Consider the following 15,707-nt stretch of genomic DNA (forward strand, 5'->3'; position numbering starts at 1 on the left):
TTATAGAAGTAGGGAAGGACATGAGTGTTGATGCTCATGTCTTTTTATTTGGCTCTTTTGGTAAATTTTGTAGCATTTATTAAATATATTAATTTTAAATAAATTGGGAGAGCAGATAAAATAAATTATCATTCAGAAGGTGAACCAACATCTAAATATAAAAAGATAAAAACTTGGAGCCTTTCGATGAAAAATAATTACCATTATTCAACTAATGCATGCTTCAGTTGAACAAGACCCGAAGTTTTGCTAATGTGACGTATTTTGCGTTCTTGCCAGCTATTAGGTTGTCAATGTTTTTAATAACAAGTACATCGATTCAGTATAGTTAACTACTAGTTAATACAATTTAAACATGATAAAATGTCTAGGAGTTTAGAGTTAGGGGGCAGTAGTTAAATGAATCAGCAGTGGAAAGAACAGTTAGAGAAGTACAGAAATAATCGTAAAGAAGAAATCCTTACTGCAGCTCAGCATTTATTTCTTGAAAGAGGATTAGGAGTTGTTAAGTTAAACGATATCGTAAAGCAATGTGGGATAAGCAAAGTTACATTTTATAAATATTATAAATCGATTGATGAAGTCATTTTTGCGGTTCAAATGAGCTTACTAGAGAAGTTTATAGAGCGAGATAAAAATTGGGAATCTAAAGGGAAAAATGGATGGGAAAAGATGGAGTATGTTCTCCGAATTCAAAAAGAAACTTTGCAAACTGACAATGCTGCAATCAGTTTCATAGGCCTCTTTGATATGCATTATCGTGACCATTATCCCACTCCGGAATTGGAAAATGCATTTTTAGATTTATTAAAAAAAGGTCGGTCACACTTTAAAAACATACTCTTAGAAGGCATTCAGGATGGATCAATTCGAAATGATATTGACATAAGGATTCTGCAATTTACAATAAGCAATGTAATGAGCGCGACAATTCAACGTATGGCTTTAAGAGGTAAAATTTTAAAATACGATCAAGGTATTGATCCCAACTTGATACTTGAACAGATGGTTAATATGATCTTAACATACATAAAACCAATGAAATAAATAAAAAAGGATGTTGTCTTTAAAGAGACGGCATCCTTTTTTTGTAAGATTTACAATTCATTAACAAGATAAATACACTTAATTAAAAAAAGAAAACTATAATTCAAAGTGTGTTTACTATTGGTAAACACATAGTTACACTATGTAATTGTTTTTGGAGGGCGATCAACCAAAAAGGAAACTTGAACTGAATTTATTCAACTGGCGGTATTAAGAAGGCTAATCAAGGCACGGAGGGAACTTGGGGATGAATATTAAAAATAAGGAAACGTTAGAAAGCCGAACTAATTTTAGACCTATAGCGAGTTATAGAACAAAGGATGGACGAAAAATAATTGAGAACCGACTTTTTCGTTCAGGAGAACTAGCTCAATTGAATAGTGAGGATCTTCATTTTGTCCATTCTATTGGGTTAAGTCACATTATAGATTTTCGTTCTAAACAAGAAATAGAAGATAAACCGAACCCGATTATTAAAAACACTAGGTACGTCAATATAGAAGCTATTGGGGGATCTATGAATCATGATGAAATGATGGTTGCCCTTAAGAAAATTTTAGAATCTGGTCAATCAGGAAGTTTTTTAGAAAACGTCAACCGTAATTTTATAAGAGATACTACTTCTAAGAAGGCTTTTAGACAATTTATAGATTTGGCAATTGAGGCTGATGGAAACCCAATTTTGTGGCATTGTACGGCGGGTAAAGATCGAACTGGCTTTGCTGCAGCTATCTTATTAATAATACTCGGAGTACCAATGGAGCAAATTTTTGAGGATTATTTACAAAGTAATAACAATCGAGTCGAAGAGAACAAAAAAATACTAGAAATACTGTATACGATGTTTCCAAATAAAGATGAATTTGATTATCTCAATGATGCTATGTCCGTAAAAGCATCCTATTTACAAGCAGCATTGGACGAAGCCGAGAATAGCTATGGTTCCATTGAAACTTATCTAGAAGAAGGGCTTGGTGTTACATCAGACATACGTTCACGTTTACAGCAACTTTACTTGGAAGAGGTGTGAAATCCTGGCCTCAAAGAAATGTATCAAAAAAGTATAATAATCAAAAACAGCAGTAGACCAAGTGGATTTAGCTAAGATCAATATAAATACGATTGTGGGGTTGCAAAAATGAAAGTTTCTACAAAAACAGTTCTTTCTTACGGACTAGGTAGTCTTGGGTCAAATTTGATTTGGGGGTTAATGCTTGGCTATTTAATGCTTTTTTATACCGATTATTTTGGGATTTCGGCAGCTGCTGTAGGAACATTATTTCTTGTAGCGCGAATTTGGGATGCATTAATGGATCCTATTATGGGTGTCATTGTAGATAATACAAATTCCAGATGGGGAAAGTTTAGACCGTATCTTCTGTATGCCCCGGTTATTATGGCCGGTCTTACGGTTCTTTGCTTCTTACAGCCTAATATCAGTCCGGTATCCAAGATTGTGTACGCATATGTAACGTATATCATGTGGGGAATGAGCTACTCTGTTGTAGACGTTCCGTATTGGTCCATGACAGCTGCTATTACAGACGATCCAAAGGAACGGACAAAAGTGGTGATGGTGCCCCGGGTAATGGCAATTATCGGTGGAGTAGTTGTAAGTGCCTGTACCTTACCGCTTGTTAAAGCGTCTAACAGTTGGTTCCTTGTCAGCTTAATCTTTGCAGTATTATGTGTCGTCTTCTTCTGGACTACATTTTTTAACGTAAAAGAACAAGTAACAGTAACACGAAATGAAAAGTTTACATTCAAAGATGCTTTTCGAGTAATCAAATTAAATCAACCGCTTCTGATGTTGTTGTTGACAATGTTATTAGAAGATACCATTACAAAATTCAAAGGTGCTTTCGGTATCTACTATTTCAAATATTATTTACATGCCGAAAATCTTTTTCCTCTATTTTCTTTGGTCAGCATAGTGCCAATATTAATAGGAGCTATGTTTGTACCGATGATGTCGAAGCGATTAGGGAAAAAGAAAACGACTATCATCGGACTTGTTGGTTCCGGTGTGTCGGGATTTGCTTTATTCTTTGTAGGCAAAAGTATGATTCCGTTCTTTATTCTATCTATTCTAGGTTCTTTATTTTTTGGTATAGCGGCGATTACGATGAGTGCTATGATCGCCGATTGTGTGGAATACGGTGAATGGAAAACTGGAAAACGGGCAGAGGGAACGGTATTTGCAACTAACACCTTCCGCTCTAAATTCGCGGGGGCGATTGGGGGAGGATTAGGTGCATATCTGCTTACTGGTATTGGTTATATCCCTAATCAAACTCAAACAGGTTCAACGATGGTGTGGATGCAGGCATTTTATACGATTATTCCTGGAATCTTGTTAATAATCTCTGCAATACCGCTTATTAAATATCCGTTATCAGAAGGACTCTATGAAAAAATCCTATCTGAAATAAAAATTAGACGAAAGAGTAATACAACAGAATTTAAGAATGCGCAATAAGAGCTAATGATTCGGACATGTATAAAAAACATACAAATCAAGGGGAGTAAACATGATGAATTTAAGAGAAAATCCTTTCTTTCTAACAGATGAAGATATTAAGTGGGTGAACGAAACCTTATCCTCTATGACGACTGAAGAAAAAGTTGGGCAACTTTTCTGCCTGCACGGTATGGATAAGGATGAAAAGAAATTGAAAGAAATAATAGAAAAATTTAAGCCTGGTGGGTTTATGTTTAGACCAGACAAAGGAAAGGCAATTCAAGAGGTACATCGTTTTTTACAGGAGCAATCCGCAATTCCTCTACTTCTTGCAGCAAACCTTGAAGCTGGAGGAAATGGCATTGCATTGGATGGGACAGCAGTTGCCAATCCCATGCAGACAGCAGCAACAGGAAACACAGAAATAGCATACAAGTTAGGGGAGATTGCAGCTAAAGAGGGCAGTGCTGTCGGATGTAACTGGTCTTTTGCACCTGTAGTAGATATTGATTTAAACTTTCGAAATCCTATTACCAATATTCGTACCTTTGGATCAGATGTTTCCACAATTATAAAAATGAGCAAAGCATATGTACAAGCATTGCAGGAAAACGGACTAGCTGCATCCATCAAACATTTTCCAGGAGACGGTGTAGATGAAAGAGATCATCATCTAGTAACTTCTGTTAACTCTCTCTCCGTAGAGGAGTGGGATCTTACTTATGGCATCATTTTTAAGGAATTAATTGAGGCAGGTACAAAAACGATTATGCCTGGACATATTATGCTCCCTCATTATTCTAGAAAACTTCGTCCTGATATTAAGGATGAAGAAATAATGCCAGCTACACTATCTAAAGAATTGTTACAAAATTTACTAAGAGAACAACTGCAATTCAATGGAGTTATTGTCTCTGATTCTACAATGATGGCTGGATTCGCAATGGCAAAAAATCGAGAAGAAGCAGTTCCATTATCAATCGAAGCGGGCTGTGATGTTTTCCTCTTTAACCGAAATATACAAGAGGACTTTGAATTCATGATGAATGGTATTGAAAACGGAATATTGACGATGGAAAGAATAGAGGAAGCAGCCACGAGAGTGTTGGCCTTAAAAGCATCTCTTGGTCTCCATAAAAAAGAAGTAGATACGTTAATTCCGAGAGAAGAGGAGCTCAAAGTACTAGGTTGTCAAGAACATAAGGAGTGGGCATCAATTGCAGCAGATGAATCTATTACTCTGGTAAAAGATACAAAACAATTACTGCCTATATCCGCTGATCAATATCGTAGAGTTTTGTTAATTCCTGTAGAAAACATAAATTCACAGCTAAAAGCAGAGGGCTTCTACTCACAATCCTACAATGAGAGCTTTGCAGATAAGCTACGTAAAAATGGGTTTGAGGTGGATCTATTTGACCCAAATCAAAATTTTGGAGCATCATTTATGACTCCTACTTACACAATAAAAGAACAATATGACCTTGTTATTTATTTAGCGAACCTTCCTACTGTTAGCGTAAAGCCGACTTTGAGGCTACAGTGGTCGCCAATGCTTTCGGGGGATTTACCTTGGTTCATTCAGGAAGTTCCTACTATTTTCATTTCTTTGGCTAATCCGTATCATTTATTTGATATTCCGAGAGTCCCTGTCATGATTAACTGTTATCATGCAAACGAAAACGTTGTAGATTACCTTTACATGAAGTTAATGGGAGAATCTGAATTTAAAGGAAAAAGCCCTGTAGACCCGTTTTGTGGGTGCTGGGATACAGGGATGTAATAAGATCTAAGTAAAATAAGGATTTTTATAAATTCAATTATACAACTATAGCATTTCTTATTAAAAGATCACAAAGGGCTGTATAAACAGCCCTATTTATTATGTTATTTAGCAGTTTAGTAAAAAAGGAATTTAATAAAAAGTTGAGAATATTAAATAGCATTAAATTTAAATCCATCATAGATTCGGAGCATTACAATATACGCATGGGTGTGAAGTAACATAATTCACAGAGTGGCTCTTTTTTTGGAGAAACAGTCTAATTTAAAGGAAGGAAATTATTAATGATTAAAATCATCGGGTTCATTGCTGCGATATTAACGACAGCTTCCTTTTTACCACAAGCAATCAAAACAATAAAAACAAAAGACACATCAGGCATTTCACTAATAATGTACATTTTATTTAGTGCAGGAGTTTTTCTTTGGTTAGTTTACGGAATATGTATTCATGATTTTGCAGTCATTTCAGCGAATTCAGTAACGTTTGTGTTTGCATCAATTATTTTATTTTATAAGTTAAAAAGTCCACACTCATAATTAGGTATTCATATGAACTAATACTCTTACGCATGATAATATAAATCATGTTTTCATTTCTTATTGAATTAAAGCAGTGCAGTAGTTAGATAAGAATCCTTTAAAAGTCATATCATTGATATGGCTTTTATTGTTCCAATGCAACTTTATCTATAGTACTCAAAAATATTTAACTGTAATTTAATTAGGAATTTGATATGAACCTAACATTAAAATCTTTACATTGTTCATTAGTAGCTAACGAGATACTTAGTGACTACTACTTGAAATCTATGTAAAGGAAAAAACACCATTCCATTTCAATCTGATCTAACGCTGATTTCAGCCTTATCTTTATTTCTTTTTTTCTTCCAGTCTATAAACATTAATAAAAATGGACCTGTACAAAAAAATAATACCTGTAAAAAAGAACATACAAATTATACTTACGAAACTCCGGTCCAACTATAATCAATACCGTAAACATTATGTAGGAAAATATAATTAATATATTTCTTGCTAATTTCATAATATAACCTCCTGTTTCAATTGGTTGTTGCACCGATAAAAAATATACCATTTAAGTTAAAATTGAATTAATCTTTTTCAAAACTGTCTCTATTTTTTTAATGTGCGTTTACGAAATTATGTTAACCTTTATAAAGGTAAAATTAACCAATATTTATTGTCATTATTGTTTATTTTTTCACATTTTTTAATAGCGCATTACTCCTTTTGGAATTTATGAAAAATCTACAAAAGTATTATTTGTATGTTATTTTTGATTTTTTAAAAGTTAGCAATCAAATTCTGTAGATGGAAGCTTAATAAAAAATGCATTATGAAATCGATTCAAAAAAATTAAAAATTATTAAAACTTTTTTAGCTCTCAGGAGTCTAATGTATAGAACATCGAGATGGAGGGATTGAGATTGCAGGATCATAGTCTAGTGAAAAGGGCTATCAATTGGTTGAATAAAGCATTGAGATCATTAAGAGGAATTCTTGAAGAGAAAGGAGAAAATGGCAATGTTTGAAAAAGAAGAAAGAGAATTAAAAAATTTGAAAGAAAAATACGAAAACGTCGATATACCTCTTGATGATATTGACGAGGCTATTCAAATTGGTTTTCAAAATGCAAAAGAAGTTAAGATGATCAGAAAACCGAAACGGAAATTTAGAATTTGGTCAATAGTTGCAGCTGCCGTTTTTCTTTTTGGAATTCTAGCAAGTATACGTGTATCACCAACCTTTGCTGATTATTTAACAAAAGTACCAGGGATGGAGAAAATTGTTGAAATGGTACGTGTGCGTCATGATAAGGGGTTACTTTCAGCGGTAGAAAATAAATATGCCCAAAAGATTGGTACATCACAAGAAAAGAATGGTATTAAAGTTACAATCGATTCTGTTATTGCTGATGAACAAGACATCGTTTTATTTTATACGATTGATAGTAACTCAAAACAGAAAAATTTCGAAATCGATGAAGCATATCTTAAACCGAGTAATGGGGAAAAATTACCCGAACACTCTTTATCTTTTGGAGGTACTGTCGATAAAGTTAGAGGTCAATATACAAGCACAGTAGAATACGATTTTGATAAACCATATGAACAGCAAGATTTTAATTTAGTTTTAAAAATTAAGAATGTAAAGCAATCAGCACAATTTTCGATTCCACTTTCAATAAAAAAACATGAAAAAACGAATCAAATATATGAACTTAATAAAACGGTAATGATTGAAAATCAAAAGATTAAAATTAAAAAAGTTACCATCTATCCGCTCCGTGTAGCAGTACAAGTTGAAATGGATCCTAGTAATTCAAAGAAAATACTAGATTTCTCCGGTATAATACTTGTTGATCAAAATGGTGAGGTATGGTCAAAAATAACTAATGGAACTGCTGCAAAAATTATTAGCGATAATGAAAGAATTATCTTTTTACAGAGTAATTATTTTAAAGATCCAAAAGAATTATATTTTGTCATAAATAAACTTCAGGCAATTGATAAGGAAGATGAGTACCTTGTAATTGATACTGAGAAACAAAAAATTCTGAAACATCCAAGAGGTAATTATTTATCTGACCTAAAAAAAGAAGGAGATACTATATTTTTTACTTTGAATACAAAAAAGGAATTTAATTACGACATGATTGGATCAATCACTGATGCAAACGGAAAAGAAATTGAAATGAATGAATCCTATATGGAAGGCAATGTTAATAATAAGCAAATAATAGGTTTTAAGATTTCATCTCGACAAAAGTATATGAATCCGATAAAAATTGATCTTGTATCTTTTCCTTCGTATATCGAAGGAGATGCAAAAGTAAGGGTTAAATGAATTAACCTAACAGACCTAAATAGGAAAAACAAAAACGTAATCTTTTCTATGAATATCAAGAAAAGATTGCGTTTTTTAAGTTCTACAGACTATTCACCTTTTGACAGTATGGTTCAGGTGGATAGTTGTGTTTAAACTTTTCAAAATCCCAAGTTCCAAGAAATTTTTTTGCGGCTTGGTATCCATTTGTGAAAAGTGCTTCTTTTTCTTTTTTAGTTAAATTGAAATCTGTGCTTGATATTTCACCAGTTGGGATTTTTATTGTTCGTTCATTTACTTCTTTTGTTAGATGTCGAATATCGTGTGCTTGTCTCATCGTAATAAATATTGATTTGTAAAATGAGATTGGGTTATGACCATCCAGCGGTTTCGCAATAATTTCTTCATCTATTAAGCGAAAACCAAAAGTCGGCCATTCTTGATGGTCATCGAATATCCAAATTGGAAAATTACTTAGAATTCCACCATCAACAATTAATATTGGATATTTATAATTAGGAGTTTTTAGTTTAATTGGTTGAAAGAAAAAGGGGATTGTACCACTCATTCTAACTGCTTGAGAAATTGTTATATCTTTTGCTGATAAGCCGTAGTCAGGTAAATCATCAGGTAAAACGACCATTTTACCATTACTAATATCTGAAATAATGATTTTTAATTTCCCTTCTTCTAAATCGTCGAAATAGCGAATTCCTTTTTTGGATAATAAAGATTCTAACCATTCTACTTCAAAGTCATTTTTATATAACCCATTTTTAAATAAGATATTTAAACCTAGTCCGATTAAAGGAATAAAGTGCAACCATGTTTTTGTAATAAATTTCTTATAATCTAGATGATCCATAATTTCCTTTAATTCTTTCCCTGTATAGCCACATGCTAGAAGAGTAGCAACAATAGCACCAGCAGAAGTGCCTGCCAAACGTGCCCATTCATAACCTTCTTCTTCTAAAGCACAAATAGCACCAACATGCCCGATTCCTCGAACTCCTCCTCCTTCAAAGATACCATCTACTTTCATTTTGTTACACCTACCTTTCAGAAAATGGAATTATATCAATATAATATATGGGAGTTCTGTTTAAGTGTGATTAACTACTGATTCAATCATATTTATCAATTAATATATTTTTTGGGAAATAATCTGACAATCTTTGCAATAAAATTTCGGATGAAACATATAAAAAGTTGCAGAAATATTTATATGATGAATATTTTATATTCAATATGAAATACTAACAGCAATCTGATAGTTTATATCAGAAAATTTTATTAAAAGGGGCTACATATCATGGCAAACAGATCTTCAAATCAATATGTTTCACCAAATGCTGAATCTGCAATCGATCAGATGAAGTATGAAATTGCAACAGAATTTGGAGTACATTTAGGTCCAGATTCAACGTCTCGTGCAAATGGTTCTGTAGGTGGAGAGATTACAAAACGTTTAGTTCAAATGGCTGAACAAAGTCTCGGTGGCTATTCAAGATAAAAGATTTATTATGAGAGATGAGTTAATTAAAGGTAATTCGTTACCGAATGATTAACTCATCTCTTTTTGAATCTTTTAAGAAACTTTACATAAATTTACCAAAACAAAAAACAAAAGATTAAATAAAAGGTAGTTAATTATAAAATATCAAGCAAATTATTTTAATTTGTATTAATATTAGTAAAAATGAGTCGATTTAAGTAGAGAGAAAATTAAAATAATTTGGTATTATTAAACTAAACTCAATGTAACAAATAGAGAGAATTATATTGAGTATTTAAAGAGATAGAAATAAATGGGGAGTTGCAAGTATGAAATCAACTGGAATTATTAGAAAACTAGACGATCTTGGAAGAATTGTTCTACCGAAAGAACTAAGAAATACAATGAATTTAGAGAACAATGCTCCATTTGAAATTCATTTTGAAGAAGGTATGATTATTCTTACAAAATATGATGAAAATTCCGGTCTAAGTGGAATTGTCAGAAGGCTAGATGACTTAGGAAGAATTGTTTTACCAAAGGAACTAAGAAAAATGTTAAATCTAAATAAATATGAACCATTTGAAGTATTTATTGAGGAACAAAAGATTATCCTTAGACAATTTGTTTCGAGTAATGCTTGTATGGTAACAGGAGTTATTGATGAAAATAATTTCTCGTTTGATAGTGGAAAGATTGTAGTAAGTAAATACGGCGCAGAAATTCTTATTAAGGAATTGCAGGAATACATAGCTAAATAAAAAATCCTAAAAGTGCTCTTTTACCTTTTCAAAGTAGAAGAGCACTTTTTTGTTTGAATTTAGTTTTAAGGAATAAGAGTTTATCCTTTCTAGAGTAATATAAAGTATCTATTTCAGTGCTCTCAACGATTTACTACAAATTTATTAAAACCCTCTAAAATACACCAAGATAATAAGACACTACATAGAATGATAATTTCCATTTTTCACATCTCCTTTTTTTGTTCTACTTTTAAGTTCTCTTAGGCTTTGATTGTCTTTAATTTTAAGATTGTATGTTCTGTTTTGTTTGGATGTTTTTATTATACACGAACACTTATTCTAATGTAAGTAGTTTTTATAGAAAATTTATAATTTTTTTACGAACGTATAATCAGGTTTTCTGTTCGTATTAAGAGGCCCTTAATTATATTTCAGGATAGGCTGTTTTAAAAATTGATTTATTTTCAAAAAAAAAAGCTGCGATTTAGCAGCTCAAAATCTTTAATATATGTGTAAATAATGCAAAAAGAACGAATAAGAGTTTAGATCCGAATGACCAAATCGTTGCGAAAGCGATTCCCAAACGAATTGAGCTTGGAGAAAGTGAAGGTAATGTATGAGATAAATTATTACATACTAGCGAAAACAAAGGATTCTAGATTTACAAATTCAGTATTATAATTATCTGTAAACTTTACTATCAATTCAATTTAAAGAGGCCCACTAGTGGCCTCTTCTTATTTTATTCTATACTTTTATTTATGAACCTTACTAATTTATATCCTGTAATTAATGAGAGTACATAACCTATAATAGTTAAGATAGTGCCTAATACATTTTGATAAACGTTAAACTTTATTAAAATAATTAACGAAAGAATAATCAGGGAAATTAGTAAGACAAACCATTTCAATTTTTCATTAGAAATATAAGATGAACTCGACTTTGTAATCTTGGTTACGAATTTTGGTAATGATGCATAAATACCAATCAGAAATAGTCCTAAAAATGGGAATAAAACACTGTAATAAGTATTGTCAAAGGTTGCGTTTTGAAACTTAAAAATGAAGTCCATCAATAAAAATAATCCTAACACATAAAGAAGTAATAAACTTAAATAGTTGAATGTTTTCATAAAGTTACTCCTTTTATTAATATTTTGATTGGTTTGACTAAGGTTTCATAGGATATTACTATGATGTTCTAATTTCCATATTATACCATATGGGGAATGGATTATGAAAAAGGTAAGAAACGTAAGAAACGTAAGAAACGTAATGCTAACTGCTGGACTATAATTGCCGGCTGGTGTAAGTACTCCATGTGCTTTTGCAAAAGAAATTCCAGTTGGTAAAGTAGGTATAAGCGAGAACTAAAATAAGAGAGTAGTAGAAAAGCTTTAAATGAGCCTATTGTTCCTTTAAATCAGATCAAATCGCTCTACGCAAAATCACAGAAAAAGATATTCCTACCATCTGAGAAGTAAATATAGCCTTACAAAGTAAATGTACTGAAAAAGTATGTTTCTTCCACAAATATGGTAGGATATGGTTATGGAATTGTTAGAAGGAGAAAACGTATGGGCCTAATAGAGAATCAAAAGTATTTCTTTGAAAAATATAAAATCGATGAACAGGATTTTGAAAAGTACTGTTTAGACTGGTCAAAATATATTGAAATTTATAATGAATACATATCAGAAATACCGAATCTTGAAACAGTAGCTACTTTTATTTCGGAGATACTCCGTAAAAATCCTGAAATTCATACTGTGAAATCAAGAATTAAATATCCTGACCATTTAATTGAAAAGATTATTCGAAAGACGATAAAAGGTAAAAAATCAGACTCAGGATATGAAATCAATGTTTCGAATTATAAAACAGAAATTACAGATCTAATTGGTATAAGAGCATTACATTTATATAAATACCAGGCTGCAGATATAGATAAAACAATTAGACAGAATTGGAATTTACACGAAAAAGCGACTATTTACCATCGTTTAGGTGATATGACGAGTGAACAACATATCGAAGAAGAAAAGTTCCAGTTTTTAGTTCATGATGCCGGATATCGATCATGGCATTATGTAATTAAGTCACAAATGACAAAAGTAAATTATTTAGCTGAAATTCAAGTAAGAACGATATTTGAAGAAGGCTGGAGCGAAATAGATCATCAACTAAGGTATCCCTATGATTTAGATAATGAGATATTAAATGAACAGCTTTTAATCCTAAATAGGCTTTCGGGTGGGGCAGATGAATTGGTCAATTCAATCCTTCATACTAAGATGACTATTTATCAACAAAACGAAGAAAAAGAATTTCGTGATGAAAAGATTCAGGAATTATTAGATGAAATTTCTAGTTTGTCAGAGGATGGAAAATTAACTGATGAGGATAGGAAGTCATTAGAAGAGAAAATTAAGCAATTAGAAGTTAAAAAGATTAAAGTAAATTATAGTAATCTGTTTAATAATCGCTCAGTTGAATATCACTTTAAACGAAGAATATTTCCTAGCGATTTTTAGATAATTGTTATTAGAGGCCAAGGCAATATGCTTTGGCTTTTTTGCACATTAAGAAAGTATAAAATGGCAGCGGGGAAGAAGAATCAACGTGGTTGCCAATTTTAGGAATTAAGTATAAGTGCAGCCAAAAGGCTCGCCAATCGACGAGTTTTCTTTGAATTTTTTACCAGAAAAATTCTAAGATATTTAGGTGCCATTTCTTTTCTCCTAACATTAAATGTAATAACAGATCTAGTTTAGATTTTAAAAAATATGAAACTAGGTGGAATTATGGTTAAAAGGCCGATTTATAAACAGGAATTTCTAAATACATTTAATTATGCAGACAAAAATTTTGATATTGCTTCGCTGAAAAATCTGATTGAACAATCTTTTGGAGAAAATAATGCATTGGATTTTAAGGAAACATTCGTAAGAGAGGATCAAATTGCAAAATTAGTAATTGCAATGGCGAATTCTGGTGGAGGATCAATAATTTTTGGCGTAAATGATGATAATCACCCAGTCGGAATTCTTAAAGAAGAGCTAAAGGATCCAACCGATTTTCAAAGAAAATTAAATGGTTATTTACCTTCTATGCTAATTTATCATCTTCAACAAATTGATTACGATGAGAATGAAATGTACGGATATTTTAGTGGTAAAACCTTCTTCATCATTTATATCCCCGAGCAAAATCGATTTATCCCGTTTATTGCTAAAAGAGGCTCCGATAAATTATTTACAGATAAAATTTATATTCGGAAAAATACTTCAAACGAAACCGCCACAAACGATGACTTAGAAATTATATTTAGAAAAAGGCTCATTGAACAATATGAGGACTTATCTAATATGAGTCTAAATGAGCATATGGAACAATTAAAGATTCTTTATCGTATAGCTGCAATTAGTGGTGATACAAATAAAAACCCAAAAAGCCAAAAAGATGATTTTAGTGAATTTATTGCCAGAATGATTGAGAAAAAGAAGCGGAAGATTGAGATAGTTTTGGAGGTTAGTAATATTGAGTGAATGGTAGTGAGGATAGAATAAAATGAAGAAATTATAGGAATGAAGATAAAACCGGGAGTATCGGTTTATCTTACATTCCATTTTTTATTTAATATTTAAAATTACTTGTAATAAGTATTTTCTATATAATCAGCATGTCTTAAGTACTTCTCTACTTTTTCAATTTCTTTATCTGTATTCAAGTATCGAATATATTTTGAATCTTTCGTTTTTAAATAAAAGCAATCTATTTTTCTAGAAGAATTATTTAGATCATAAGATAGATTGATATAGTCACCATTTTTATAGACTGCAATAACAATACTAGAGCGTTTAATTTTTTCATTATTTTTTACCTGCATTTTATTTTGTATATAATCTTTTTCAAGTTCTATTACCTGATTTACCTGGTTCTCAAACTTATTTTTATTATTACAAGCAGAAAGTGAAACTATAAAAAGTATTGTAGCGAATAAAACCAGTATTTTCATCCTCATAAATATCTCTCCTTATCAAATTGTAAAAGATTCAGTAAATGAGAAACGGAAGTGGAACATTTTTATTTCTTTTTTATAAACTTCAAATTTTCTAATAAGGCATTGTAACTGCACCCATAAAAGGCACAAGTGAAAAGTAGGGATTAAAAAAAGTCGATAATTTGTATCTAAAAATGGATTAATTATTAATTTGGGTAAAAGTAATAGAATAATTGATGAAATGAAACTGGATAAGTAAATATCTAGTAGGATGCTTTTCTTTTTAATAAGATTTTTAATAATTGAACTGAATATGTATGACAACAGTGAAACAATTAAAGCGAATGGAAATGATCTTAAAGTAAAGAATAGGGGGATAGAAATTACTTTTTCAAAAGTAGAGAATACTATTGTTACAGGTTGATTTGGTTCGAATTGAAATTAATATAAACAACTGCTTAACCGCTTGTTTATAGCTTTTTTCATATAAATTTCATAGTTTGTTACTCTATTGGAATATATTTCATTTTATGATTAGTAATAATAAGACTTAAATGTGGAGGTAAAGTGTCATTGACTTTATTTTTATTGTGCGTTTTTATTCTAGTTTTCATCATTCTATTTAAGAGGGGAGCAGTATCATCTAAGCTTAGTGAAAATAATAAACTTGTTTTTAAATTGAAAAATACTAGTTGGTTTCAAAATCATTTGATGTCAGGATTTTTCTTCTTTTATTATGAATGCAACGTTGTTTTTTACTACTTGTCTGGTAATTTATCTATTAACGTATCTACTAATTCCATTTCTCCATTTGTTGGTAATGATTTTGGCCATCTTTGGAAGTTTCTTTTTGTGGATAATCGTGAATAAGGCATGGCAAGGTACGAACGCAAACCGAATTAAAATGAGTATTTTAGGAAGTAGTTTTTATATTTTATCAATTTTGTTTCTATATTGGTTATTAAATCTTGAACCTTCTTATCCAGGTGAAGATCTGTTTATGCGTTCAATAGGATTGATGTTTGGGATAATGGTTTCAATCGTTGCATTTCTTTCTTGCTTGATTACGACAGGATTTAGTTTTAAAAGCAAGTAATCTGTAAGAAACTCTATGAATAACCTGGGTTTTTCACATACTCATAATAGGTTAGACGCTTAGAAAAAAAGAGGAAGGGCACTTAACATTACAAATTGTTAAGTGCTTTTATATATAGCAAATAACATTGTTTTTTAGCAAAAAAGTAATAGGTATATATTCTTACTTTTGATATTTTATAAAAATTTTTAATAGGTTTATTTAACTGGATAATAATTTGAAAAGTAA

Annotated in this window: 14 protein-coding genes; 11 read left to right on the forward strand and 3 right to left on the reverse strand. The window is 31.2% G+C overall.

All coding sequences use genetic code 11. The features are described from left to right. Positions 1–399: 399 nt before the first annotated feature. The 6 genes from COI44_RS03435 (at position 400) to COI44_RS03460 (ending at position 8,161) form a co-directional block, all read left to right on the forward strand. On the forward strand, positions 400–1,047 hold the full coding sequence (locus COI44_RS03435; protein WP_098426671.1) for a TetR/AcrR family transcriptional regulator: 648 nt from the start codon (positions 400–402) through the stop codon (positions 1,045–1,047). 247 nt (positions 1,048–1,294) lie between these two features. Then, positions 1,295–2,077: a tyrosine-protein phosphatase gene (locus COI44_RS03440; RefSeq protein ID WP_098426672.1), complete on the forward strand. Its 783-nt coding sequence runs from the start codon at positions 1,295–1,297 to the stop codon at positions 2,075–2,077. A gap of 108 nt (positions 2,078–2,185) precedes the next feature. After that, entirely contained in the window at positions 2,186–3,526 is a 1,341-nt protein-coding gene (locus COI44_RS03445; protein ID WP_098426673.1) for a glycoside-pentoside-hexuronide (GPH):cation symporter, read from the forward strand. Positions 3,527–3,578: 52 nt separating this feature from the next. Continuing rightward, positions 3,579–5,291 (forward strand): glycoside hydrolase family 3 protein, encoded by a 1,713-nt coding sequence (locus COI44_RS03450; RefSeq protein ID WP_098426674.1) that lies wholly within the window; start codon positions 3,579–3,581, stop codon positions 5,289–5,291. Between the two features lie 284 nt (positions 5,292–5,575). Then, positions 5,576–5,830, forward strand: coding sequence for a SemiSWEET transporter (locus COI44_RS03455; RefSeq protein WP_176527933.1), 255 nt, complete (start codon positions 5,576–5,578; stop codon positions 5,828–5,830). A 1,008-nt stretch (positions 5,831–6,838) separates the two neighbouring features. After that, entirely contained in the window at positions 6,839–8,161 is a 1,323-nt protein-coding gene (locus COI44_RS03460) for a DUF4179 domain-containing protein (protein ID WP_179886994.1), read from the forward strand. 82 nt (positions 8,162–8,243) lie between these two features. Here the strand turns inward: COI44_RS03460 and COI44_RS03465 are convergent, their stop codons facing one another. After that, positions 8,244–9,182: a patatin-like phospholipase family protein gene (locus COI44_RS03465; protein WP_098426676.1), complete on the reverse strand. Its 939-nt coding sequence runs from the start codon at positions 9,180–9,182 to the stop codon at positions 8,244–8,246. A gap of 270 nt (positions 9,183–9,452) precedes the next feature. Here COI44_RS03465 and COI44_RS03470 point away from each other — a divergent pair, with 270 nt between their 5' ends. Further along, on the forward strand, positions 9,453–9,653 hold the full coding sequence (locus tag COI44_RS03470) for an alpha/beta-type small acid-soluble spore protein (protein WP_056474362.1): 201 nt from the start codon (positions 9,453–9,455) through the stop codon (positions 9,651–9,653). Between the two features lie 311 nt (positions 9,654–9,964). Beyond that, complete coding sequence (locus tag COI44_RS03475; protein WP_286141811.1) at positions 9,965–10,396, forward strand: AbrB/MazE/SpoVT family DNA-binding domain-containing protein; 432 nt, start codon at positions 9,965–9,967, stop codon at positions 10,394–10,396. A 724-nt stretch (positions 10,397–11,120) separates the two neighbouring features. Here COI44_RS03475 and COI44_RS03480 read toward each other — a convergent pair. Continuing rightward, positions 11,121–11,513, reverse strand: a complete 393-nt coding sequence (locus COI44_RS03480) for a hypothetical protein (RefSeq protein ID WP_098426677.1) — start codon at positions 11,511–11,513, stop codon at positions 11,121–11,123. 444 nt (positions 11,514–11,957) lie between these two features. Between COI44_RS03480 and COI44_RS03485 the strand changes: the two genes are divergently transcribed. Continuing rightward, complete coding sequence (locus tag COI44_RS03485; RefSeq protein WP_179886996.1) at positions 11,958–12,914, forward strand: hypothetical protein; 957 nt, start codon at positions 11,958–11,960, stop codon at positions 12,912–12,914. A 270-nt stretch (positions 12,915–13,184) separates the two neighbouring features. Continuing rightward, on the forward strand, positions 13,185–13,928 hold the full coding sequence (locus COI44_RS03490; RefSeq protein WP_179886997.1) for an AlbA family DNA-binding domain-containing protein: 744 nt from the start codon (positions 13,185–13,187) through the stop codon (positions 13,926–13,928). 101 nt (positions 13,929–14,029) lie between these two features. On the opposite strand, the gene COI44_RS03495 is transcribed toward COI44_RS03490, so the two are convergent. Next, a complete protein-coding gene (locus COI44_RS03495) occupies positions 14,030–14,404 on the reverse strand; it encodes a hypothetical protein (RefSeq protein ID WP_098426680.1) in 375 nt (124 codons plus the stop codon). Between the two features lie 841 nt (positions 14,405–15,245). Between COI44_RS03495 and COI44_RS24450 the strand changes: the two genes are divergently transcribed. Continuing rightward, the gene (locus tag COI44_RS24450) at positions 15,246–15,479 is read left to right on the forward strand and encodes a hypothetical protein (RefSeq protein ID WP_286163737.1); all 234 of its coding nucleotides are present in this window, start codon (positions 15,246–15,248) and stop codon (positions 15,477–15,479) included. Positions 15,480–15,707: the final 228 nt, after the last annotated feature.

The sequence above is a fragment of the Bacillus sp. AFS088145 genome, assembly GCF_002564465.1.
In the GTDB taxonomy this organism is placed as follows: domain Bacteria; phylum Bacillota; class Bacilli; order Bacillales; family Bacillaceae_G; genus Gottfriedia.

Bases quoted from the DNA above. Each gene is read 5' to 3' on its own strand.
- COI44_RS03435 (WP_098426671.1), top strand. From the start codon at position 400: ATGAATCAGCAGTGGAAAGAACAGTTAGAGAAGTACAGAAATAATCGT.
- COI44_RS03440 (WP_098426672.1), top strand. From the start codon at position 1,295: ATGAATATTAAAAATAAGGAAACGTTAGAAAGCCGAACTAATTTTAGA.
- COI44_RS03445 (WP_098426673.1), top strand. From the start codon at position 2,186: ATGAAAGTTTCTACAAAAACAGTTCTTTCTTACGGACTAGGTAGTCTT.
- COI44_RS03450 (WP_098426674.1), top strand. From the start codon at position 3,579: ATGATGAATTTAAGAGAAAATCCTTTCTTTCTAACAGATGAAGATATT.
- COI44_RS03455 (WP_176527933.1), top strand. From the start codon at position 5,576: ATGATTAAAATCATCGGGTTCATTGCTGCGATATTAACGACAGCTTCC.
- COI44_RS03460 (WP_179886994.1), top strand. From the start codon at position 6,839: ATGTTTGAAAAAGAAGAAAGAGAATTAAAAAATTTGAAAGAAAAATAC.
- COI44_RS03465 (WP_098426676.1), bottom strand. From the start codon at position 9,182: ATGAAAGTAGATGGTATCTTTGAAGGAGGAGGAGTTCGAGGAATCGGG.
- COI44_RS03470 (WP_056474362.1), top strand. From the start codon at position 9,453: ATGGCAAACAGATCTTCAAATCAATATGTTTCACCAAATGCTGAATCT.
- COI44_RS03475 (WP_286141811.1), top strand. From the start codon at position 9,965: ATGAAATCAACTGGAATTATTAGAAAACTAGACGATCTTGGAAGAATT.
- COI44_RS03480 (WP_098426677.1), bottom strand. From the start codon at position 11,513: ATGAAAACATTCAACTATTTAAGTTTATTACTTCTTTATGTGTTAGGA.
- COI44_RS03485 (WP_179886996.1), top strand. From the start codon at position 11,958: ATGGGCCTAATAGAGAATCAAAAGTATTTCTTTGAAAAATATAAAATC.
- COI44_RS03490 (WP_179886997.1), top strand. From the start codon at position 13,185: ATGGTTAAAAGGCCGATTTATAAACAGGAATTTCTAAATACATTTAAT.
- COI44_RS03495 (WP_098426680.1), bottom strand. From the start codon at position 14,404: ATGAGGATGAAAATACTGGTTTTATTCGCTACAATACTTTTTATAGTT.